This is a genomic window from Mangrovicella endophytica, from assembly GCF_002893625.1.
GTDB lineage: Bacteria > Pseudomonadota > Alphaproteobacteria > Rhizobiales > Rhizobiaceae > Mangrovicella > Mangrovicella endophytica.
Window position 1 is genome coordinate 187,159 of the sequence record NZ_PKMZ01000003.1, and the last position, 16,303, is coordinate 203,461.

16 protein-coding genes are annotated in these 16,303 nt (G+C 66.7%); 7 read left to right on the forward strand and 9 right to left on the reverse strand.

Features of this window, described 5'->3' with window-relative positions:
* Positions 1-30 precede the first annotated feature (30 nt).
* The 6 genes from C0R46_RS09755 to oxlT all read left to right on the forward strand — a co-directional run bounded on the left by C0R46_RS09755 (position 31) and on the right by oxlT (position 5,881).
* Positions 31-858 (forward strand): IclR family transcriptional regulator domain-containing protein, encoded by an 828-nt coding sequence (locus C0R46_RS09755; RefSeq protein ID WP_245413509.1) that lies wholly within the window; start codon positions 31-33, stop codon positions 856-858.
* A 342-nt stretch (positions 859-1,200) separates the two neighbouring features.
* Positions 1,201-2,013: a citryl-CoA lyase gene (locus C0R46_RS09760; RefSeq protein ID WP_102959434.1), complete on the forward strand. Its 813-nt coding sequence runs from the start codon at positions 1,201-1,203 to the stop codon at positions 2,011-2,013.
* Positions 2,014-2,022: 9 nt separating this feature from the next.
* Positions 2,023-3,225 carry a CaiB/BaiF CoA transferase family protein gene (locus tag C0R46_RS09765; RefSeq protein ID WP_102959435.1) on the forward strand — a complete coding sequence of 401 codons (1,203 nt, stop codon included), beginning with the start codon at positions 2,023-2,025 and terminating at the stop codon, positions 3,223-3,225.
* A gap of 48 nt (positions 3,226-3,273) precedes the next feature.
* Entirely contained in the window at positions 3,274-4,134 is an 861-nt protein-coding gene (locus C0R46_RS09770; protein ID WP_102959436.1) for a DODA-type extradiol aromatic ring-opening family dioxygenase, read from the forward strand.
* Positions 4,131-4,496: a hypothetical protein gene (locus tag C0R46_RS09775; protein WP_102959437.1), complete on the forward strand. Its 366-nt coding sequence runs from the start codon at positions 4,131-4,133 to the stop codon at positions 4,494-4,496. The genes C0R46_RS09770 and C0R46_RS09775 overlap by 4 nt, the downstream gene beginning before the upstream one ends.
* A gap of 98 nt (positions 4,497-4,594) precedes the next feature.
* Positions 4,595-5,881, forward strand: a complete 1,287-nt coding sequence (gene oxlT, locus C0R46_RS09780; RefSeq protein ID WP_102959438.1) for an oxalate/formate MFS antiporter — start codon at positions 4,595-4,597, stop codon at positions 5,879-5,881.
* A 232-nt stretch (positions 5,882-6,113) separates the two neighbouring features.
* Here oxlT and C0R46_RS09785 read toward each other — a convergent pair whose 3' ends face one another.
* Positions 6,114-7,049 (reverse strand): nuclear transport factor 2 family protein, encoded by a 936-nt coding sequence (locus C0R46_RS09785; RefSeq protein ID WP_102959439.1) that lies wholly within the window; start codon positions 7,047-7,049, stop codon positions 6,114-6,116.
* A 136-nt stretch (positions 7,050-7,185) separates the two neighbouring features.
* Between C0R46_RS09785 and C0R46_RS09790 the strand changes: the two genes are divergently transcribed.
* A complete protein-coding gene (locus C0R46_RS09790) occupies positions 7,186-8,043 on the forward strand; it encodes a helix-turn-helix transcriptional regulator (protein WP_102959440.1) in 858 nt (285 codons plus the stop codon).
* A gap of 1 nt (position 8,044) precedes the next feature.
* Here the strand turns inward: C0R46_RS09790 and C0R46_RS09795 are convergent, their stop codons facing one another.
* From C0R46_RS09795 to C0R46_RS09830, 8 genes are all read right to left on the reverse strand, one after another.
* Positions 8,045-8,236, reverse strand: a complete 192-nt coding sequence (locus C0R46_RS09795) for a response regulator transcription factor (protein WP_102959441.1) — start codon at positions 8,234-8,236, stop codon at positions 8,045-8,047.
* Positions 8,220-8,636 carry a hypothetical protein gene (locus C0R46_RS09800; RefSeq protein WP_102959442.1) on the reverse strand — a complete coding sequence of 139 codons (417 nt, stop codon included), beginning with the start codon at positions 8,634-8,636 and terminating at the stop codon, positions 8,220-8,222. Before C0R46_RS09800 ends, C0R46_RS09795 begins: the two co-directional genes overlap by 17 nt.
* A gap of 254 nt (positions 8,637-8,890) precedes the next feature.
* Positions 8,891-10,387 (reverse strand): MDR family MFS transporter, encoded by a 1,497-nt coding sequence (locus C0R46_RS09805; protein WP_102959443.1) that lies wholly within the window; start codon positions 10,385-10,387, stop codon positions 8,891-8,893.
* 215 nt (positions 10,388-10,602) lie between these two features.
* A complete protein-coding gene (locus C0R46_RS09810; protein ID WP_102959444.1) occupies positions 10,603-11,322 on the reverse strand; it encodes an isochorismatase family protein in 720 nt (239 codons plus the stop codon).
* Between the two features lie 61 nt (positions 11,323-11,383).
* A complete protein-coding gene (locus tag C0R46_RS09815; protein WP_102959445.1) occupies positions 11,384-12,145 on the reverse strand; it encodes a cysteine hydrolase family protein in 762 nt (253 codons plus the stop codon).
* Position 12,146: 1 nt separating this feature from the next.
* On the reverse strand, positions 12,147-13,409 hold the full coding sequence (locus C0R46_RS09820; protein WP_102959446.1) for an MFS transporter: 1,263 nt from the start codon (positions 13,407-13,409) through the stop codon (positions 12,147-12,149).
* A complete protein-coding gene (locus C0R46_RS09825) occupies positions 13,399-15,378 on the reverse strand; it encodes an ABC transporter ATP-binding protein (RefSeq protein ID WP_102959447.1) in 1,980 nt (659 codons plus the stop codon). The genes C0R46_RS09820 and C0R46_RS09825 overlap by 11 nt, the downstream gene beginning before the upstream one ends.
* Positions 15,379-15,407: 29 nt before the next feature.
* A complete protein-coding gene (locus C0R46_RS09830; protein ID WP_102959448.1) occupies positions 15,408-16,295 on the reverse strand; it encodes an ABC transporter permease in 888 nt (295 codons plus the stop codon).
* Between the last annotated feature and the right edge of the window lie 8 nt (positions 16,296-16,303).

A 16,303-nucleotide genomic window follows, 5' to 3' on the forward strand; every position in this document is an offset into this window, starting at 1 on the left:
CAGCTTTGGTGCATCATGGAGGAGCGCCGCTTGGCTTCCAACGACCCCGTCGGGATCGACCGCTCAGCGCCGGAGTTCGTCGAGGCTCTGGCACGGGGCCTCGCCGTTCTGGAAGCCTTCGACTCCAGGCAGCCGGAGATGACCTTCGCCGATCTCGCCCGCAAGCTCGACATGTCGATCGCAACCGTCAGGCGCAATATCCTGACGCTGGAGGCGCTCGGTTTCGTGCGGCGGCACAACAAGCATTTTCTTCTCGCGCCACGCATTCTCACGCTGGGATCGGCCTATCTGAACGCGTTCAGCGTCGAGGAAGCCGTGACTCCGGAGCTTCACCGGATCACGTCGCTGTTCGGCGATGCGGCGAACATGGCGGTGCTCGATCGCGGCGACGTCCTCTACATCGCCAATGTGGCGGCCAGCCGTGTCGCTCGGCGAAGCGCGACCCTGGGGGTGACCTACCCCGCCTATGCCACGTCGATGGGTCGCGTCCTCCTTGCCGCCCTGCCACAGGACGAGGTCGAGGATTATCTGGAACGTCTGGTACCGGTGCCGCTGACGGATCATACGGTGACCGACAAGAGCGAGCTGCGAGCCATCCTCGCGCAGACGCGCTCCGCTGGCTATGCCGTGACCGTGGATCAGCTCGACTACGGCATCACCGCGATCGCAGTACCGGTGAAGGACATGTCCGGCCGCGTCATCTGCTCGATCAACAGCTCCGGCTACACGCCGCGGCTGTCGCCGGAAGAGCTGGTCGAAAACCGGTTGCCGGAGCTGCGCGTTGCGGCCGACCGGGTCAGTCAGCTTCTGGCGCGCTTCCCGGCCCTTTTGCACTCGCTGGCGCCCAGCCGCCCCTGAGGCGTAGCCGCACGTCTGACGCGTGTGTGGCTGCGTATCAACCGCTTCTGCCCAGTCATCATGCGCATCGAGCCTCGCCGTCGCCGTAGGGATCCCCGCGCGAAGCGCCGACCAAGGCGCCGGCGACCTTCTGCCTTGCACACGCATCGCCCGCTGGCATCACCCCTCAAGCGCCGTTCGCAGCATCGCGAGGACGCTTGACTCCCGCCGTCGGCAAATTCATTATGAGAATATAAGTTCTCCTAGAGAATAATAGGGAGCTTGGGAGGGTGCGGGGTGAAAGGCGTTCGGCTGTTGGTCGGTCGGCGCACGCCCGCAAGAAGGCCGGGAGGGGCCCCTAGCGTGAAGATCGGCAAGCAGACCGCTCCGCATCAATCCATATGCACATCGAACCCGGACACGATCATCGTGCGGGGTCATGACCTCGTCGAGGATCTGATCGGCTCGGTCTCCTTCACCGACTACACCTGGCTGCTGATCACCGGATCGCTTCCAGACGATCGCCAGCGGCGGATGCTGGATGCCACTCTGGTGGCGATCGCCGAACATGGTCTCGTGCCGAGCGTGCAGGCCAGCCGCATGACGCTGGCCGCAGCGCCGGAGGCGATCCAGGGTGCCGTCGCCGCCGGGCTTCTCGGCTGTGGGTCGGTGATCCTCGGTGCGGCCGAGACGGCGGGCCGCCTTCTCCAGGAGATCCTCACGGAGCGCGCGGACAGCGATGCGCCGCTCGAGCGCGCGGCCGAGACGGTCATGCGGCATTACCGTGCGGCCAAACGCGCGCTGCCGGGCTACGGGCACCCGCTGCATAAGGGCCGCGACCCCCGGGCCGAGCGTCTCCTGTCGCTGGCAACCGAGCTCGGGCTCGCCGGACCGCATTGCGAGGCGGCCAAGGCTGTCGAAGCGCTGATGCCGGACGTCGTCGGCAAGCCGCTGATGATGAACGTGTCGAGCGCCATCCCTTGCGTCCTCCTGGACGCGGGATATCCGCTGCTTGCTTTGAAGGGAGTGCCGCTGCTGGCGCGCACCGCCGGGCTGATCGCCCACCTCCTCGAGGAGCAGACCCGCCCGATCGGCTTCGTGCTGTCGCATGCCGGCGCGGGGGCCATCACCTATGACGGCCCTGCGCCCGCCGGCTTCGTGCCCAACGAGAATTAGGATCTGCACATGCTGAACGTGTTGAGCGGTGTTCGCATCGTCGAGCAGGGCACCTTCATCACCGGACCATGCGCCGGGATGATGCTCGCCGACCTTGGTGCCGACGTCATCAAGGTGGAATCGCAGGGCAATGGCGATCCCTATCGCAGCTTCAAGGCCGGGTTCTACAGCGCCCATTTCCAGGCCTACAACCGCAACAAGCGCGCCATCGGTCTGGACCTGAAGGACGCCGGCGAGCGGGCGATCTTCCATCAGCTGATCGCGGAGGCCGACGTCTACATCCAGAACTTCCGGCCAGGCGCGGCCCAACGGATCGGAGCGGACTACGAGACGCTGAGCGCCGTCAATCCGAAGCTCGTCTACTGCTCGATCAGCGGCTTCGGTCCGGACGGGCCCTACGCGCAGCGCCCCGTCTATGATTCCGTCGCGCAGGCCGTCAGCGGTTTCCTGAGCGTTGCCATCGATCCGGAGCAGCCCCGTTTCATCGGTCCGGCGCTCGCCGATGCCATCACAGGCATCTATGCCGCGCTGGGAATCTCCGCCGCGCTCGTCGAGCGGGGGCGAACGGGACGCGGCAAGCGCATCGACGTCTCCATGCTCGAGGCGATGATGCATTTCGCGGTAGAGCCGTTCATGGGCTACTTCGCGCTCGGCGAGGAGCCGAGCGGCGTCGACCGCCCGCGCCTTGCCCAGGCCTTCATCGTCCGCTGCCGCGACGGCAAGCTGTTCGCCTTCCACCTCTCCTCGCTCGACAAGTTCTGGGACGCTCTGGTCGCGGCCATCGATACGCCGGAGCTGGCCACTGACCCGCGCTTCGACCAGCGGCTGAAGCGGATCGACAATTATGAAGCGCTCAACACCGCGCTGAACGCCGTTTTCGCGACCCGTGATCGCGACGCGTGGGTCCAGCGCTTCGCGGGCTTCGACGTGCCTTATGCCCCGATCAACTCCATTCCCGACGTCGTGTCGGATCCGCAGGCGCGCCACCTCGACATGATCGTGCCAGTCGCCGACCGGATCGAAGGCGCCGAGCGGACGGTGCGGCCGGCCTTCGCCTTCGACGGCGAACGGGCCTCGGCGGTGCGTGCCGCGCCGGTGGTGGACCAGCATGGCGCTGCGATCCGCGCGGCTCTCGCGCGCAGTCCAGGCGTATGGCCCGAGCGTTCGTCTGCGTCCGCGTCCACAGCCGAGGCGGCGGAGGCGGCGGCCTGATGCCAGGCAGCGGCAGACACTGACGACATTTTCTCTGGGAGGAGATCTATGGCGACACTCGCGGCCGTGCTGGCCACCACGCATCACCCCTTCTATCTCAAGGCGACCTCCGCCCCGCCAGACCAGCAGATCCCGCAGGCAGCGGAATGGAAGCGCAAGGTCGAGGCCTATCGCGAGACCCTGACGCGCGCCGAGCCCGACATCCTCGTCATGGTCGGAGCCGACCACTTCCACCAGTTCTTCCTCGACAACTATCCGACCTTTATGATCGGCAAGGCGCCGCGCTACGACGCGACCTTCTATAACGAGGAGCGCGAATTCGGCCTTCCGAAATACGTGCTGGAAGGGCACGAGGAGCTGTCGGGCTTCATGCATCGCGGGCTGCTCGACCGCGGCTTCGACTTCTCCTTCAGCCACGAGCTGAAGATCGATCACTCGATCATCTGCCCGATCATCACCACCAGGCCGGACGCCGACCTGCCGATCGTCCCGATCTACACCAACATCTTTGCCCCGCCGCTGCCGTCTCCCAAGCGGTTCTGGGACCTTGGCCGGGCGATCCGCGACATCATCGACGAATATCCGTCCGACAAGCGGATCGCCGCAGTCGGCAGCGGGCATCTGTCGCTGGAGCTCGGCGGGCCACGCCAGTTCGGCCAGACCGGTCCGGATCCGGATTTCGACCGGCAGGCGATCGAGTGGCTGTCGACCGGCAATATCGACGAGATCCTCGCCAACGTCACGCATGAGAGCATGACCAAGAGCGGCAACGCCACGCACGGCTTCATGGATCTGATCCTGATGATGGGGATCGCCGGTCCGATCGCGGCCGACTACGTCGACAACCTCGATCTCTATCATACGATGGAAGCTTACTTCACCTGGTACCCGCAGGAGAGGCCGGCATGAGCAAGTATTATGTCAACAAGTTCCTCTACACGGTCGACCGAGATCCGGAGCTGCTGCGCCGCTACAAGGAAAACCCGGCGGCACTTGTGGCGAGCTGGGAGCAATCGATCGGGCCGCGGCTGAACGATGCCGAGATGAGCACCGTCAATCATCTGACGGAGGCCGAGCGCAGAGCGTTGGTGGAGCATGATTACGTGGCGCTGTTTGAGATGGGCGCCCACTTCTTCCTCTCGCTGACCATGTTCATCGCCCTTCACGACGAGGATTGGTCGGCGCGGAGCGGCCCACTGTCGTTCCAGCGCGAATTCGCCAGGCGTCTCGAGCACTGGCTGGGCAAGGACTACCCCACCATCGCGATCTGACGCGGCGACAGGCGCCGAGCCGGGAGGACGGTTCGACGCCTTGGCCTAGCAGCGAATGCGGCCTTGCGCCGACCATCACCCACCGGGAGGGAAATCACATGAGCGCATTGCATTCGCCGCCGCTTGTCGCCGTGCCGCTGGACGCCAGCACACGCCGTTCGCGATGGACGCAGCTGGCCGTCGGCACCATCGCCATGATGGCGATCTCCAGCCCGCAATATGTCTGGGCACTGTTCGTCGGACCGCTGCAGACGAAATTCGCGGCCTCGCTGGCCGCCATCCAGATCACCATCGCGCTGTTCAGCATCTTCCAGTGCGGCTTCGGCCCCATGCACGGCTTCCTGGCGAGCCGGTTCTCGCCACAGGCCTTCGCCGCCGCCGGCGGCGTCCTCGTGGGGTTGAGCTGGATCCTGTCGGCCGAGGTGACCGACATCATGCTGTTCTACGTGACCTATGGCGTCCTCAGCGGTGTCGGGACAGGGATGATCTACGTCGCCGTCATCGAGCTGATGACGCAGTGGTTTCCCGACCGGCGCGGCCTCGCCATCGGCATCGTCTCGGGAAGCTATGGCTTCGGCGCCATCGTCACGACCTTCCCGATCGCGACTTCGCTCCAGGCGATCGGATATGAGCAGACGCTGACCATCTTCGGCCTGATCCTCGGCGGCGTCTGCGTCGCTGCGGCCCTCGGCATGCGGCGGCCGCCGCAGAACTACCTGTCCGACGTGCGGGAGGAACTGCAGCACCGCGCCGCTGCGGCGAGGAGCTATCGTACCAGCGAGATGGTCCGCCAGCCGATGTTCTGGCTGCTGTTTGCGATGATGAGCATGATGGCGACCGGCGGCCTCATGGCGATCTCCCAGATCGGCGCATTCGCCAAGGATTTCGGGATCACCCCGGCGGTCACCGTGTTCGGACTGGCCGCCCTGCCGCTCGCGCTCACCGTCGACCGGGCGATGAACGGGCTGACGCGGCCGCTCTTCGGCTGGATCTCCGATCATATCGGCCGCGAGAATACGATGGCCGTCGCGTTCACGCTGGAAGGCTGCGCCATCCTGCTTCTCCTGCACTATGGCAGCGATCCGCTGATGTTCGTCATCCTCACCGGCGTCGTGTTCCTGGGGTGGGGGGAGATCTACTCCCTCTTCCCCGCGCTTCTCGGCGATCTGTTCGGCCCCCGGCACGCCGCGAACAACTTCGGCATCCTGCTGATGGCAACCGCCGTCGGTGCGGTGTTCGGCGGCCCCCTTGCCGCCATGCTCTACGAGGCGACGCAATCCTGGACCTATGTGTTCGGAACGGTGATCGCGCTCGACTTCCTCACCGCCATTCTCGCCATCGCGGTCCTGAAGCCGATGTGCCGGCGCTGGCGCGCCGTGCCGTGACCTCTTCCGCCTGCCCCGTTCCGCTTCGGTCGAGCCGGCGGAACGGGGCAGGCGGCGCCTATACCGCGGCACCACTCGTACCCGAAGACGACCCGAGATGATTCGGAGGCCGACGTCGGAACGGGCAATGCAGAAGGGCTGCGCAGGCCGTTTGGCCAACCTGCGCAGCCCTCCCAGCAGGCAGCGGAAGCAGGCCGGAATACGCGTCCGGCCGCCTGCGCAACGATGCGGTCTACATCCTCTCGAGCGACTTCAAGGTGAGCTCCCTGCGGGCCTCTTCGGGCAGGAGGCGGCCGTCATAGGTGGTCGTCATGCGCTCGACCAGACCGTCGGCATTCAGCTCGATCGCGGTGATCCCGCGGATCTTGCCGTCGGCGCTGCGCCATTCGAAGCCGCCGCCTTTCGTGCCGCCGACGACGTGGAGCAGCGTGGCGCCGCGGCCGAACGGAACGCCGTCCGCGATCCGCCCGAGATAGCGTTCGGTGGCAGAGCGGCCGAGCAGCTGCGTCCGCAGGGCGAAATCCTCGTAGACGACGTCGGGCGACAGCAAGCCGGAGGCCGTCGTCGCATCGCCGCCGGCCAGCGCCTTCTGCAGGTCGGTGGCGATCGTCACGATCGCCGGATCCGCATTGTCCTTGACCTCAGCCTCGCGGAAGTCCGTCGGAAAGCTTGGCGCCGGCGTGCGGACCTTGTCATACACGGCGCTGGGAAAGCCGGTGCTGTCCCAGTAGTCGGCCCAGCGGATGACCTTGCCGTCCTTGAAGTCCACCGCGCCGATCAGGCGTATCTCGCCGCCGAAGAGCTCCGGCGTGTCGATGAAGGCGACAATCGCACTGTCGGGACCACCGATGATGCGAAACGGATAGGAGCGTCCCTCGCCCCACTTCGGCATGTAGGCGGCGAAGATGTCCTCCAGTGCCTTGTGGCTGTTGATCGGCCAGCCGAGGATCGCATCCGTGTAGGTCAGGAGATCGGGCGAGAACAATGACATGGTCGCGGCGACGTCGTGCCGGCTCTTGGCCGTGAAGAACGAGCGGAAGAACTCGCTCGTCTGCGGTGATGCGTGCGAAGTCTCCGCGATCTGCGGATAAAGCGGCTGATCGGCGGCCGATGCCGCCGCAGGGAACAGGAGCGCTGACACCATGAGTGCCGCCCGTATCGACTTCATTTTCTACCTCCTCCGTTTGCGGACCCTTCCGCGACGGAGGCAAACTGCGCGCGGCATGCGCGCTTGACGATGACCGCCGGTCTTGAATCCATGTCCGATCGTCTCAGGCCGGCGTCTCCCACCACGAGGCATCCTGATGTCCGAAGTCGTCTCGAACTGGGCCGTCTCGGCGGCACCCAATCTCGTCGGCGTGGCCCGGCGCCAGCTGGCGGAAGGCGAGCGCATCGCAATCGACTGCCGGGGCAAGACGGTCGTCTTCCTCGTTCTCGACGGCGAGTTCACCATGGGCCGCGGGCCGGCGACATCCACCCTTCGGCGGGGCGATGCCTGTTTCATCCGCGACCGGATGGCGCCAGATGGCTCCGGTGATGCGCTGCCGCAGGCCATATCGAGCTCGGCGACAATGCTCTGGGCCTCGTTTCATCCCGCAACGCCTGCGTTGAACACGGCGGTCCACACGCTGCCGCCCGTCATCCGTGTTCCAGCCGAAGACAGCGTATCGGCCGACGGCCTCCGCAGCATCACCGTGCTGCTGCGGCATGAATTCAACGGCGACACCTGTGGCCGGGAACTGCTGATCGGCCACCTCTGCGAGGCCTTGTTCCTTTACATCATCCGCTACTGGTACGACCGCTTCAGCAATGCCGCCTGCATCCTCGACGCATTTGGCGATCCGTCTCTGGCGAGGGTCATCGAGCACATCCACCAGAGCCCGGACCACCCCTGGACGCTCAACGAACTGGCCGGGATCGCCGGCCTGTCGCGCGCGGCCTTCGCGCGGCGCTTCCGAACCGCGATCGAGGACACGCCGCTCGGCTACATCACCCGCTGGCGGATGAGCCTTGCGTCGCTCCTGCTCGACCAGTCAGCCAGCATCGCGAAGGTCAGCGGAGAGCTCGGCTACACCTCGGAATTCGCATTCAGCCGGGCATTCAAGCGCTATCACGGGCTGTCCCCCGCGCATTACCGGGACCGCAGCGCCGGCGCGCGATAGCTTACTTCATCTCGATCAGACCCATGGCCTGAGCCACCGATACGGCCATGGTCCGGCGGCTCGCCCCGAGCTTGCCGAAGAGGTTCTTGAGGTGGAACTTCGCCGTGGCCTCGGTAACGCCGAGCTCGCGCGCGATCTCCTTGTTGCTGAGACCGACGGCGAGGAGCGATAGGACGTCAATGCAGCTCTTCATCGCCAGGCGTCAGGCCGGCGAGCGCCCGCAGCCGCCACATGCGGTCTGTCCACCAGCGCTCGAAGGCGTTGGCGCCAGGGTCGAGCGGTAGGTCGAGGACCATCGCCCGGCTGACTCGCGAGCGCGACCATTGGAGGCCAAAACCCGGCGCCGCGCCGCCATAGAGCTGCAGCATCGTCAGGCTCGAGACGCCGCGGATCGCACCCGCTTCGTCCCGCAGGACGATCCAGCCGGGCGCGTCGCTGCCGCCGCCCGGCATCGCAAAGAACATGGGCCGGCCGCAGACCGTCAGCGTCCAGCGCCCATCCGGGCTCCTCTCGGTGACATAGGGCTCGCCGCAGGCAAGCCGGCCCTCGGGTACAAGAAGGACGACGAGCACCGGCAGAGTCGCAACCAGCATCAGACGACAGTACCGCCACCAGTGCCAACGCCTTGGTGCCGCATCCGTCATGGCTCCCCCAGATGCCGTTCAGTCGGCCCCGCGCTCAGCTCGCGAGGATGGTCCCGGTCTTCATACAGGCCGAGCGGAAACCTGTCGCCGTCCTGGCATCCGGCAGTCGCAGACCCAGCCTGGGATTAAGTGGTGGTATCGGCCAATGAAGCGTCGCGCCGCGACATCGTCAACGGCGGGTCCGTGCCGGGCGACGGTGCCGCTCAGAGCTCCGCCACCGGCACGGCGTCAGCCGGCGCCGCAGGCGTCCGCGCCGCGGTCGCGCCGGCGCGCGGCACCAGAAGGGCCATGACCAGCGTCAGGACCGAGACGGCGAACATCGCCCAGAAGGTCAGGTGCAGCGAATGGGCGAGAGCTGCCTGCGTCGCGGCGTCGACAGCGCCGCCCGGCTCGTCGAGCAGGCGCTGGATCTTGTCGAAGCTCGTCGGCAGTGCGCCGCCGCTTCCCCCATGCGCCAGGCTGAGATTGAAGACGGCGCCCAGCGCCGTCGCGCCGAGCGTGGAGCCGAGATTGCGCGAGAAGATGTTGGAGGAGGTGGCCGCGCCGCGCTCGCTCCAGCCCACCGTGCTCTGGATGGTGACGATCGCAGCGTTGGACAGGAACCCCATGCCGAAGCCGACGATGATCGATCCGGCCGCCGCGATTTCAGGCGGGTAGCCGGGGCGCAGGAACAGGAAGACGCTTGCTCCGATCGGCAGGAGCATGGCGCCGATCAGCAGAATCCGCCTGAGGCCGAAGCGCTTGAAGTTGTGGGCGGCGATGGTGGCCGCGATCGGCCAGCCGAGCACCATGGCGGTCAGCGTGAAGCCGGCGACGAGCGGGCTCTGGCCAAGCACGCCCTGCACATACATCGGCAGGAACGTGCTGAGCCCGATGATGGTCATGCCGCTGAGCAGCGTCGTGGCATTGACGGTGGCGATCGAACGATGCGCCCAGAGCTTCAGGTCCACCATCGGGTCGCGTGCGGTGCGCTCGTGCAGGATGAAGGCCGTGCCGGTGACGAGCGCGACGGCGAGCGCCAGAAGAGCCGTGCGGCCCGAATTGCCGACCTCCGTCAGCGCCACCATGAAGGCCGCCACCGCCACGGCGAAGAGGGCTGCGCCGAGCGCATCCACCTTGCGCGACTGGTGCGCCACGTTCTCATGCAGGAAGGCGATGAAGCCGAGGCCCGCGGCAATGCCGATCGGCACGTTGATCCAGAAGATCCACGCCCAGCTCACATGCTGGATGATCAGCCCGCCCGCGAGCGGTCCGGCAACGGAGGAGATGCCCCAGATACTGGCGAGCCAGCCCTGCACCTTGCCGCGCTCCTCGATCGAATACAGGTCGCCGACGACGGTGAGAGCCACAGGCTGAATCGCCCCGGCCCCAAGCCCCTGGACGAGGCGGAAGGCGATAAGCGAAGGCATCGACCAGGCGAACCCGCACAGCACCGAACCGATCAGGAAGATCGCGATACCGAAGAGCAGGATCGGCCGGCGGCCATAGAGATCGGCAAGCTTGCCGAAGGCGACGGTCATCGCCGTCTGCGCCAGCAGGAAGGACGAGAACACCCAGGAATAGAGATGCAGGTCGCCGAGCTGCGCGGCGATCTGCGGCATCGCGGTCGAGACGATGGTGGCCTCGATGGCGATCATCGCCATGGCGGCCATAATTGCGGCAATAATGAAGGGGCGGCGAAGGGTTCGCGTGTCAGGCATGGATCCGGTCGGGCTGAGGCTGAGGGGGATAAGCCCCACGCGTCCGGGCAGGGACGGCGGCGGCGACGCCGGGGTCCGACCGCGGAGCGGGCGATAAGGGAGCCTTTCAAATCCGACATAGGCCTGCCCGGCCTGTCTGGCAAGCCGAGCCCTGGCCGGACGAGCCGCAGCACGCCGATGTGATGCGCGCTGCGGCCATACCTCGTTTCTCGGCGCTATTCGGCCGCGGCCTGCACGAGACTGCCGGAGAGATGGGCCACGACCTCGTCGACATGCATGACGTCGCAGTACTTATGATGGAGGTCGAAGAGGTTCATCTTGTGCACGAGTTCGTGCCGGTCGAAGCTGCACTCCTCCACGAGGCTGACATGCAGCCCGGCCGAATAGCCGTCGACGCAGCTGGAGCGCACGCAGCCGCTGGTGCTCTCGCCGCAGACGATCAGGCTCCTGACGCCGAGAAGGTTCAGGTGCGAGACCAGCGGCGTGCCCTGGAAGATGCTGGCGCGCTGCTTACGGATGACGATGTCGCCCTCCTGAGGGGCGAAATCGCTCCAGATCTCGAAGTCGTCCGGCAGGCGCTCGCCGGCCGACGCCTTCCGGCGCCGTGTCGCGCCGCCGCCGGAGGGCGCCGCCATCGGCCGGTTGTCCGAGGTGCAGTAGATAACGGGAATACCCGCACCACGTGCTGCGGCCAGCAGCCGCTTGGTCGGCTCGATCGCCCGGTGGGCGTAGAGGCCGCAGCTGCTTGGATACCGGTCGATCAGGCTGACCGGCGGTACCGGCCCGCCGCGATAGGCGAGATTGTAGAGGTCGATCATCACCAATGCCGGTGACGGACCGACGAAGGTCTCGCGCCGGTAGGGCGCGTAGATCTGGATGAGATCGTCGGGCACGACATCGGCCCAGGCATGGTCCTCGAAGCGGTCGGGCGTCATGGCGTCGTCCTCGATGGGCGGATCAGTAGGCGGCTGGCGTCTCGGCTGCGTGACGGGGCCGTCATTCGGCGGCGATCCGGCTGGTCATGCCTTGGCCAGAGGGAAGCTCGAACATGCCCGCGTCGAGGCCCTCGAGGTAGTCGAGCACTTCCCCGCTCGGCCGGACATTGGCGTATTTGGCGTGCATGTCGCAGAGATTGATCGCGTGGCTCGCCTGGCTGCGGTCGAAGCAGCCGTCCTCGACGACGGTCAGGCGGAAGTTCTGCGAGAAGGCGTCGAGCACCGTCGCCCGCACGCAGCCCGACGTGGTGGTGCCGGTGACGATCAGGCTGTCGCAGCCGAGCAGCTGGAGGTAGGACTGCAGCGGCGTGCCGGCGAAGCCTGACGGCTTGAGCTTGCGCACGACGATATCCTGCGGGCCGGGCGCGATCTCGTCGACGATGTCGTTGCCGTCGCGGTTGCTGACCTCCGTCACCGGCGCCTCGCCACGGCGGCTGGACTTCCAGCTCCACGAGCCGGAGTCCCAGTTGTCGGCGCGGCGCGTCCCGGTCGTGTAGATCACCGGGATACCCTTGCTGCGGCTGGCGGCGATGAGCTTCTGCAGCACCGGGATCGCATCCCAGGCGTCCTCGCCACAGGAGGTGCGCCACTTCTTGATGCTTTCGAGGATCGGCTTGGGCTCCTCGTCGCAGAAGGCGTAGTTCACGTCGATGATGAGGAGCGCCGGGCGCTTGCCCCACGCCGCCAGTGCGCCGAAGCCGGCCGCGGCGAAGACCGCCTTGTCGCGCTCGGTCAGGAACCTGTCCCAGATGCGTTCGCTCATGTCAGTCCTCTTTCACGGGTTGAGGGGAGGGGCTGGCCGCACCGGCGGCGGCGGCGCTGAGCCGCCCCATCCGCGTGGCATAGGCGGAGAAGCCGAAGGTGGCGGCGACCAGCACCGTGCCGCCGGCCAGGAAGGCGCTGGTGAGGCCGATGAAGCTGCCGAGAACGCCGAACAGCGCCGGGCTGACCGTCTGGGAGAAGCGGTTGACGAGCAGCCTGAGGCCCATCAGCTTGCCGTGCTGGCTCTCTCCGACGGCATCCACCATGATCATCATGCTGACGGGCAGGTTGACGCCAGCGGCCGCTCCGAGAACGAACATCAGGACGTAGGTCAGCACGACATTGGGGGCGGCGGCCGGCGTCAGCACCACGCAGAAGGCGGCGATCAGCCCGGCGACGGTGAGGATGCGCTCCAGCGTGAAACGCCGCATCAGCGACTTGATGACGAAGCGGCTGAGCATGCCCGCCAGACCCTGCCATGACAGGATCGAGGCGATCTGCAGCGCCGAGTAGCCGAACTGGTCGAGATAGACCGGCAGGAACCCGCTGTAGAGCGCCTGGATGTACATGATGATGAAGGTGCCCACGAGGCCGAACTGCACCGGGCGATGGGCGGTGAGGTCGAGGCCGCGGCGGTAGCTGGCGGTCACGCCCCGCAGGGACATGATGGCGCGGATCTCGCCGTCCTGCGGAACGGGATGCGGATAGCGGCGGCTGAACCAGGCGAGCAGTAGCATGAAGGCGGCGGTTGCGACGGACGCGACCACGAAGGTGAACCGGTAGCCCTCGGCCGGAACGGCAAAGCCGGAGGCGATCAGCCCGCCGATGAGCGGACCCAGCATCCCGCCCCCGGACATCCACATCGAATAGGTGGTGATCGACCGGTTGCGGGTGTCCCGATCGCCGCTCGACACCAGCACCTGCAGGGCCGAGGCCATGATGATGATGCAGGCGCCCATGAAGAGCTGCGAAACGGCGAGCATCGGCACGCTTGCCGCAAACACGGTGTTCAGCAGCGAGATCAAGAGGAACACCGATCCGACCTGCAGCATCTTCATCGGCCCGATCGAGTCGATCAGCTGCCCCGTCGGCATGGCGATGATGATGGGCAGCAGCGCGCGTGACGTGACGATGAAGCCGATGGCGAGGGTCGAGGCACCCATCGACGCGGCATAGAGCGTGAAGAAGGGCGCCGCCATGCCGGTGATGGTGAAGAACAGCCCGCCACCGAAGATGCCGAAGCGCCGGAACGTGTCAGTTTGCATAGTGGCAAGCCGTTTCCCGTGTCGCCGAATAGGGCTTCAGGACCATCTTGTGGCTGCGGCAGTAGTCGGTTGCCTTCGGGCATCGCGATGCGAAGGAGCAGCCCGGCGGCAGGCTCAAGGGGCTCGGCAGCTCGCCCGACAGCGGCGTCTGGACCCGCGCCGCCTCGGCGGCCGGATCGGGGATCGGCATCGCCGCGATCAGCGCCTGCGTGTAGGGATGGGCGGGCGTGTGGAAGACCTCGTCGGCCGAGCCGTATTCCACCACTTCACCGAGATACATGACGGCGATCATGTCGGCGACGTAGCTGACCGTCAGCAGGTCGTGGGAGATGAAGACGAAGCTGACCCGCAGCTGCTGCTTCAGATCCATCAGGAGATTGATGATCTGCGCCCGCACGGAGACGTCGAGCGCCGAGGTCGGTTCATCCGCCACCACGACCGACGGCTTCAGCGCAAGCGCGCGGGCGATCGCGACGCGCTGGCGCTGGCCGCCGGAAAGCTGGCTCGGATAACGGTGCATGTAGCTCTCGTCGAGCCCGACCTGGCCCAAGAGTTCGCGCACGCGGTCCTCGCGCTCAAGGCGCGTTCCCCAGCCGGTGACGATCAGCGGTTCCTGGATGATGCTGGACAGCGTCATCTTCGGGTTGAACGAGGATGCCGGGTCCTGAAAGACCATCTGCGCGATGCCGTCGATGAAGATGTCGCCGGAGGTCGCCGGATCGAGGCCGAGCAGCAGCCGGGCGACGGTGCTCTTGCCGCAGCCGGATTCGCCGACGATCCCGAGCGTCTCGCCCCGGCGGATGCGCATGGAGATGCCGTTCACCGCCCGCACGGTCGGCGGCTTGCGCCAGGGCAGCGCGCTGCGGCCGGTGAAATGCTTGTGCAGGTTGTTGATCTCGACGGCGACGCGGTCATCGCCGGGGATGCCCGTCGGCGCCAGCGGTTCCACGAGCGGGCGCTCCACCGTTCGATCCGCGCCGAGGCCTTCCGGCAACCAGCAGGCGGCGACATGATCGTTTCCGCGCGCGGCAAGCTCGGGCGCTTCCTCGAAGCAATGCCTGTGGGCGCCGGGGCAGCGGTCCTTGAAGGCACAGCCGGTCACCGGCCGCTTCATGTCTGGCGGGAATCCGGGAATCTGCGCGAGGCGCCGCCGCTCCTGCTGATCGACCGGCGGGATCGTGTCGAGCAGGCTCTGCGTATAGGGATGCTGCGGACGGGCGAAGATGTCCCCGACCGGGCCGAATTCAGCCAGCCGCCCGGCATACATCACGCCGACCTTGTGGGCGAAGCGGGCGACGAGGCCGAGATCGTGGGTGATGAAGATCATCGCCGCGCCGGTCTCCGCCGTCAGCTCCTTCAGGAGCTCGACGATCTGGGCCTGGATCGTCACGTCGAGAGCCGTGGTCGGCTCGTCGGCGATTACCAGCCGCGGCCGGCACGACAGCGCCATGGCGATCATCACGCGCTGCCGCATGCCACCGGACATCTCGAACGGATAGGCATCGATGCGGCGGGACGGATCGGGAATGCCGACGCGATCGAGCCAGCTGATCGCCTCGGCCCGCGCCGCGTCCCGGCGCAGCCGCAGATGCCGCATGATCGGCGGCACCATCTGGTCGGCGATCCGCATCACCGGATCGAGCGAGGACATCGGATCCTGGAAGATCGTGCCGATCTTGGCGCCGCGGATGTCGTTGAGCTGGCGCTCGCTCATCCGGTTGAGGTCGTGCCCCTCGAGGTTGATCTCGCCGGCGACGACCTTGCCGGGATGGGCAAGGAGGCGCAGCAGCGACATCGCCATGGCGCTCTTGCCGGAGCCGGATTCGCCGACGATGGCGACGCGCTCGCCGGCCTCGATCTGCAGCGAGACGCCGTTGACCGCCTTCACCGTGCCGGTGTCCGTGACGAAATGCGTGTGCAGATCGCGGACGTCGAGAAGCGGCTCCCGGATGGGGACATGTAGGTTCATGGGTTCGCTTCCGGGCTGGAGCCGAGGGGCTATTTCCGCGAGCGCGGGTCGAGGACCTGCCGGATCCCGTCCGACAAGAAGTGCAGGCTGATCGCGATCAGCAGGATGACCGCGCCCGGCAGCGTCGAGATCCACCACGCCTGTTCCAGGTAGGACTGGCCGTCGCGGATCAGATTGCCGAGCGAGGGGGCCGGCGGCATGATGCCGAGCCCGAGGAAGCTGAGGCCCGCCTCCACGAGGATGGCGTTGGCCGCCGCGATGGAGGCCGCCACCAGCAGGGAGGCGATGGTGTTCGGCACGATGTGCCGCGTCATCAGCCACAGATGCGATGCCTTGACCGTGCGGGCCGCGTCGATATAGGCGCGGGACCGCAGGCTGAGCGCCATGGAACGCTGCAGCCGGATGAAGCGCGGGACGTCCGACAGCGAGATCGCCAGCACCACGGGCAGCATGCCCGTTCCCATGACGGAGACGAGGCCGATCGCGAGCAGCAGCGACGGAAAGGCCAGGAAGATGTCGGTGATCGTCATCATCACCCGATCGATGGCCCCGCCGAAGAAGCCCGCGAGCGTGCCGACGACGAGGCCAACGATCAGCGACAGCAGGGCGACGGCGAAGCCGACGAACATGGAGATCTGAATGCCCGCCAGCGTCCGGCTGAAGATGTCGCGGCCCATCCTGTCGGTGCCGAACAGATGCTCCAGCGAGGGCGCCTTGGTCATCGCCCGCAGGTTGGTCTCCAGAGGGCCGGCGATCGGCAGGACCGAGCGGAACGTCGTCAAGAGCAGGATCGGGACGAGGATCATGAGCGCCAGCTGGACACGCCGGTTGGCGAGCAGCCTGACGATGCCGTTGAAGCGCGACAGGTCGATCGAGACGGTGCGGCGGGCGGGCAGCGGAATGGAGAAATGAGCCAAGCCGGCCT

What these genes read in the sequence shown, in the direction of transcription:
- C0R46_RS09765 (WP_102959435.1), top strand. Translation starts at nt 2,023, where the DNA reads ATGCTGAACGTGTTGAGCGGTGTTCGCATCGTCGAGCAGGGCACCTTC.
- C0R46_RS09770 (WP_102959436.1), top strand. Translation starts at nt 3,274, where the DNA reads ATGGCGACACTCGCGGCCGTGCTGGCCACCACGCATCACCCCTTCTAT.
- C0R46_RS09775 (WP_102959437.1), top strand. Translation starts at nt 4,131, where the DNA reads ATGAGCAAGTATTATGTCAACAAGTTCCTCTACACGGTCGACCGAGAT.
- oxlT (WP_102959438.1), top strand. Translation starts at nt 4,595, where the DNA reads ATGAGCGCATTGCATTCGCCGCCGCTTGTCGCCGTGCCGCTGGACGCC.
- C0R46_RS09785 (WP_102959439.1), bottom strand. Translation starts at nt 7,049, where the DNA reads ATGAAGTCGATACGGGCGGCACTCATGGTGTCAGCGCTCCTGTTCCCT.
- C0R46_RS09790 (WP_102959440.1), top strand. Translation starts at nt 7,186, where the DNA reads ATGTCCGAAGTCGTCTCGAACTGGGCCGTCTCGGCGGCACCCAATCTC.
- C0R46_RS09795 (WP_102959441.1), bottom strand. Translation starts at nt 8,236, where the DNA reads ATGAAGAGCTGCATTGACGTCCTATCGCTCCTCGCCGTCGGTCTCAGC.
- C0R46_RS09800 (WP_102959442.1), bottom strand. Translation starts at nt 8,636, where the DNA reads ATGCTGGTTGCGACTCTGCCGGTGCTCGTCGTCCTTCTTGTACCCGAG.
- C0R46_RS09805 (WP_102959443.1), bottom strand. Translation starts at nt 10,387, where the DNA reads ATGCCTGACACGCGAACCCTTCGCCGCCCCTTCATTATTGCCGCAATT.
- C0R46_RS09810 (WP_102959444.1), bottom strand. Translation starts at nt 11,322, where the DNA reads ATGACGCCCGACCGCTTCGAGGACCATGCCTGGGCCGATGTCGTGCCC.
- C0R46_RS09815 (WP_102959445.1), bottom strand. Translation starts at nt 12,145, where the DNA reads ATGAGCGAACGCATCTGGGACAGGTTCCTGACCGAGCGCGACAAGGCG.
- C0R46_RS09820 (WP_102959446.1), bottom strand. Translation starts at nt 13,409, where the DNA reads ATGCAAACTGACACGTTCCGGCGCTTCGGCATCTTCGGTGGCGGGCTG.
- C0R46_RS09825 (WP_102959447.1), bottom strand. Translation starts at nt 15,378, where the DNA reads ATGAACCTACATGTCCCCATCCGGGAGCCGCTTCTCGACGTCCGCGAT.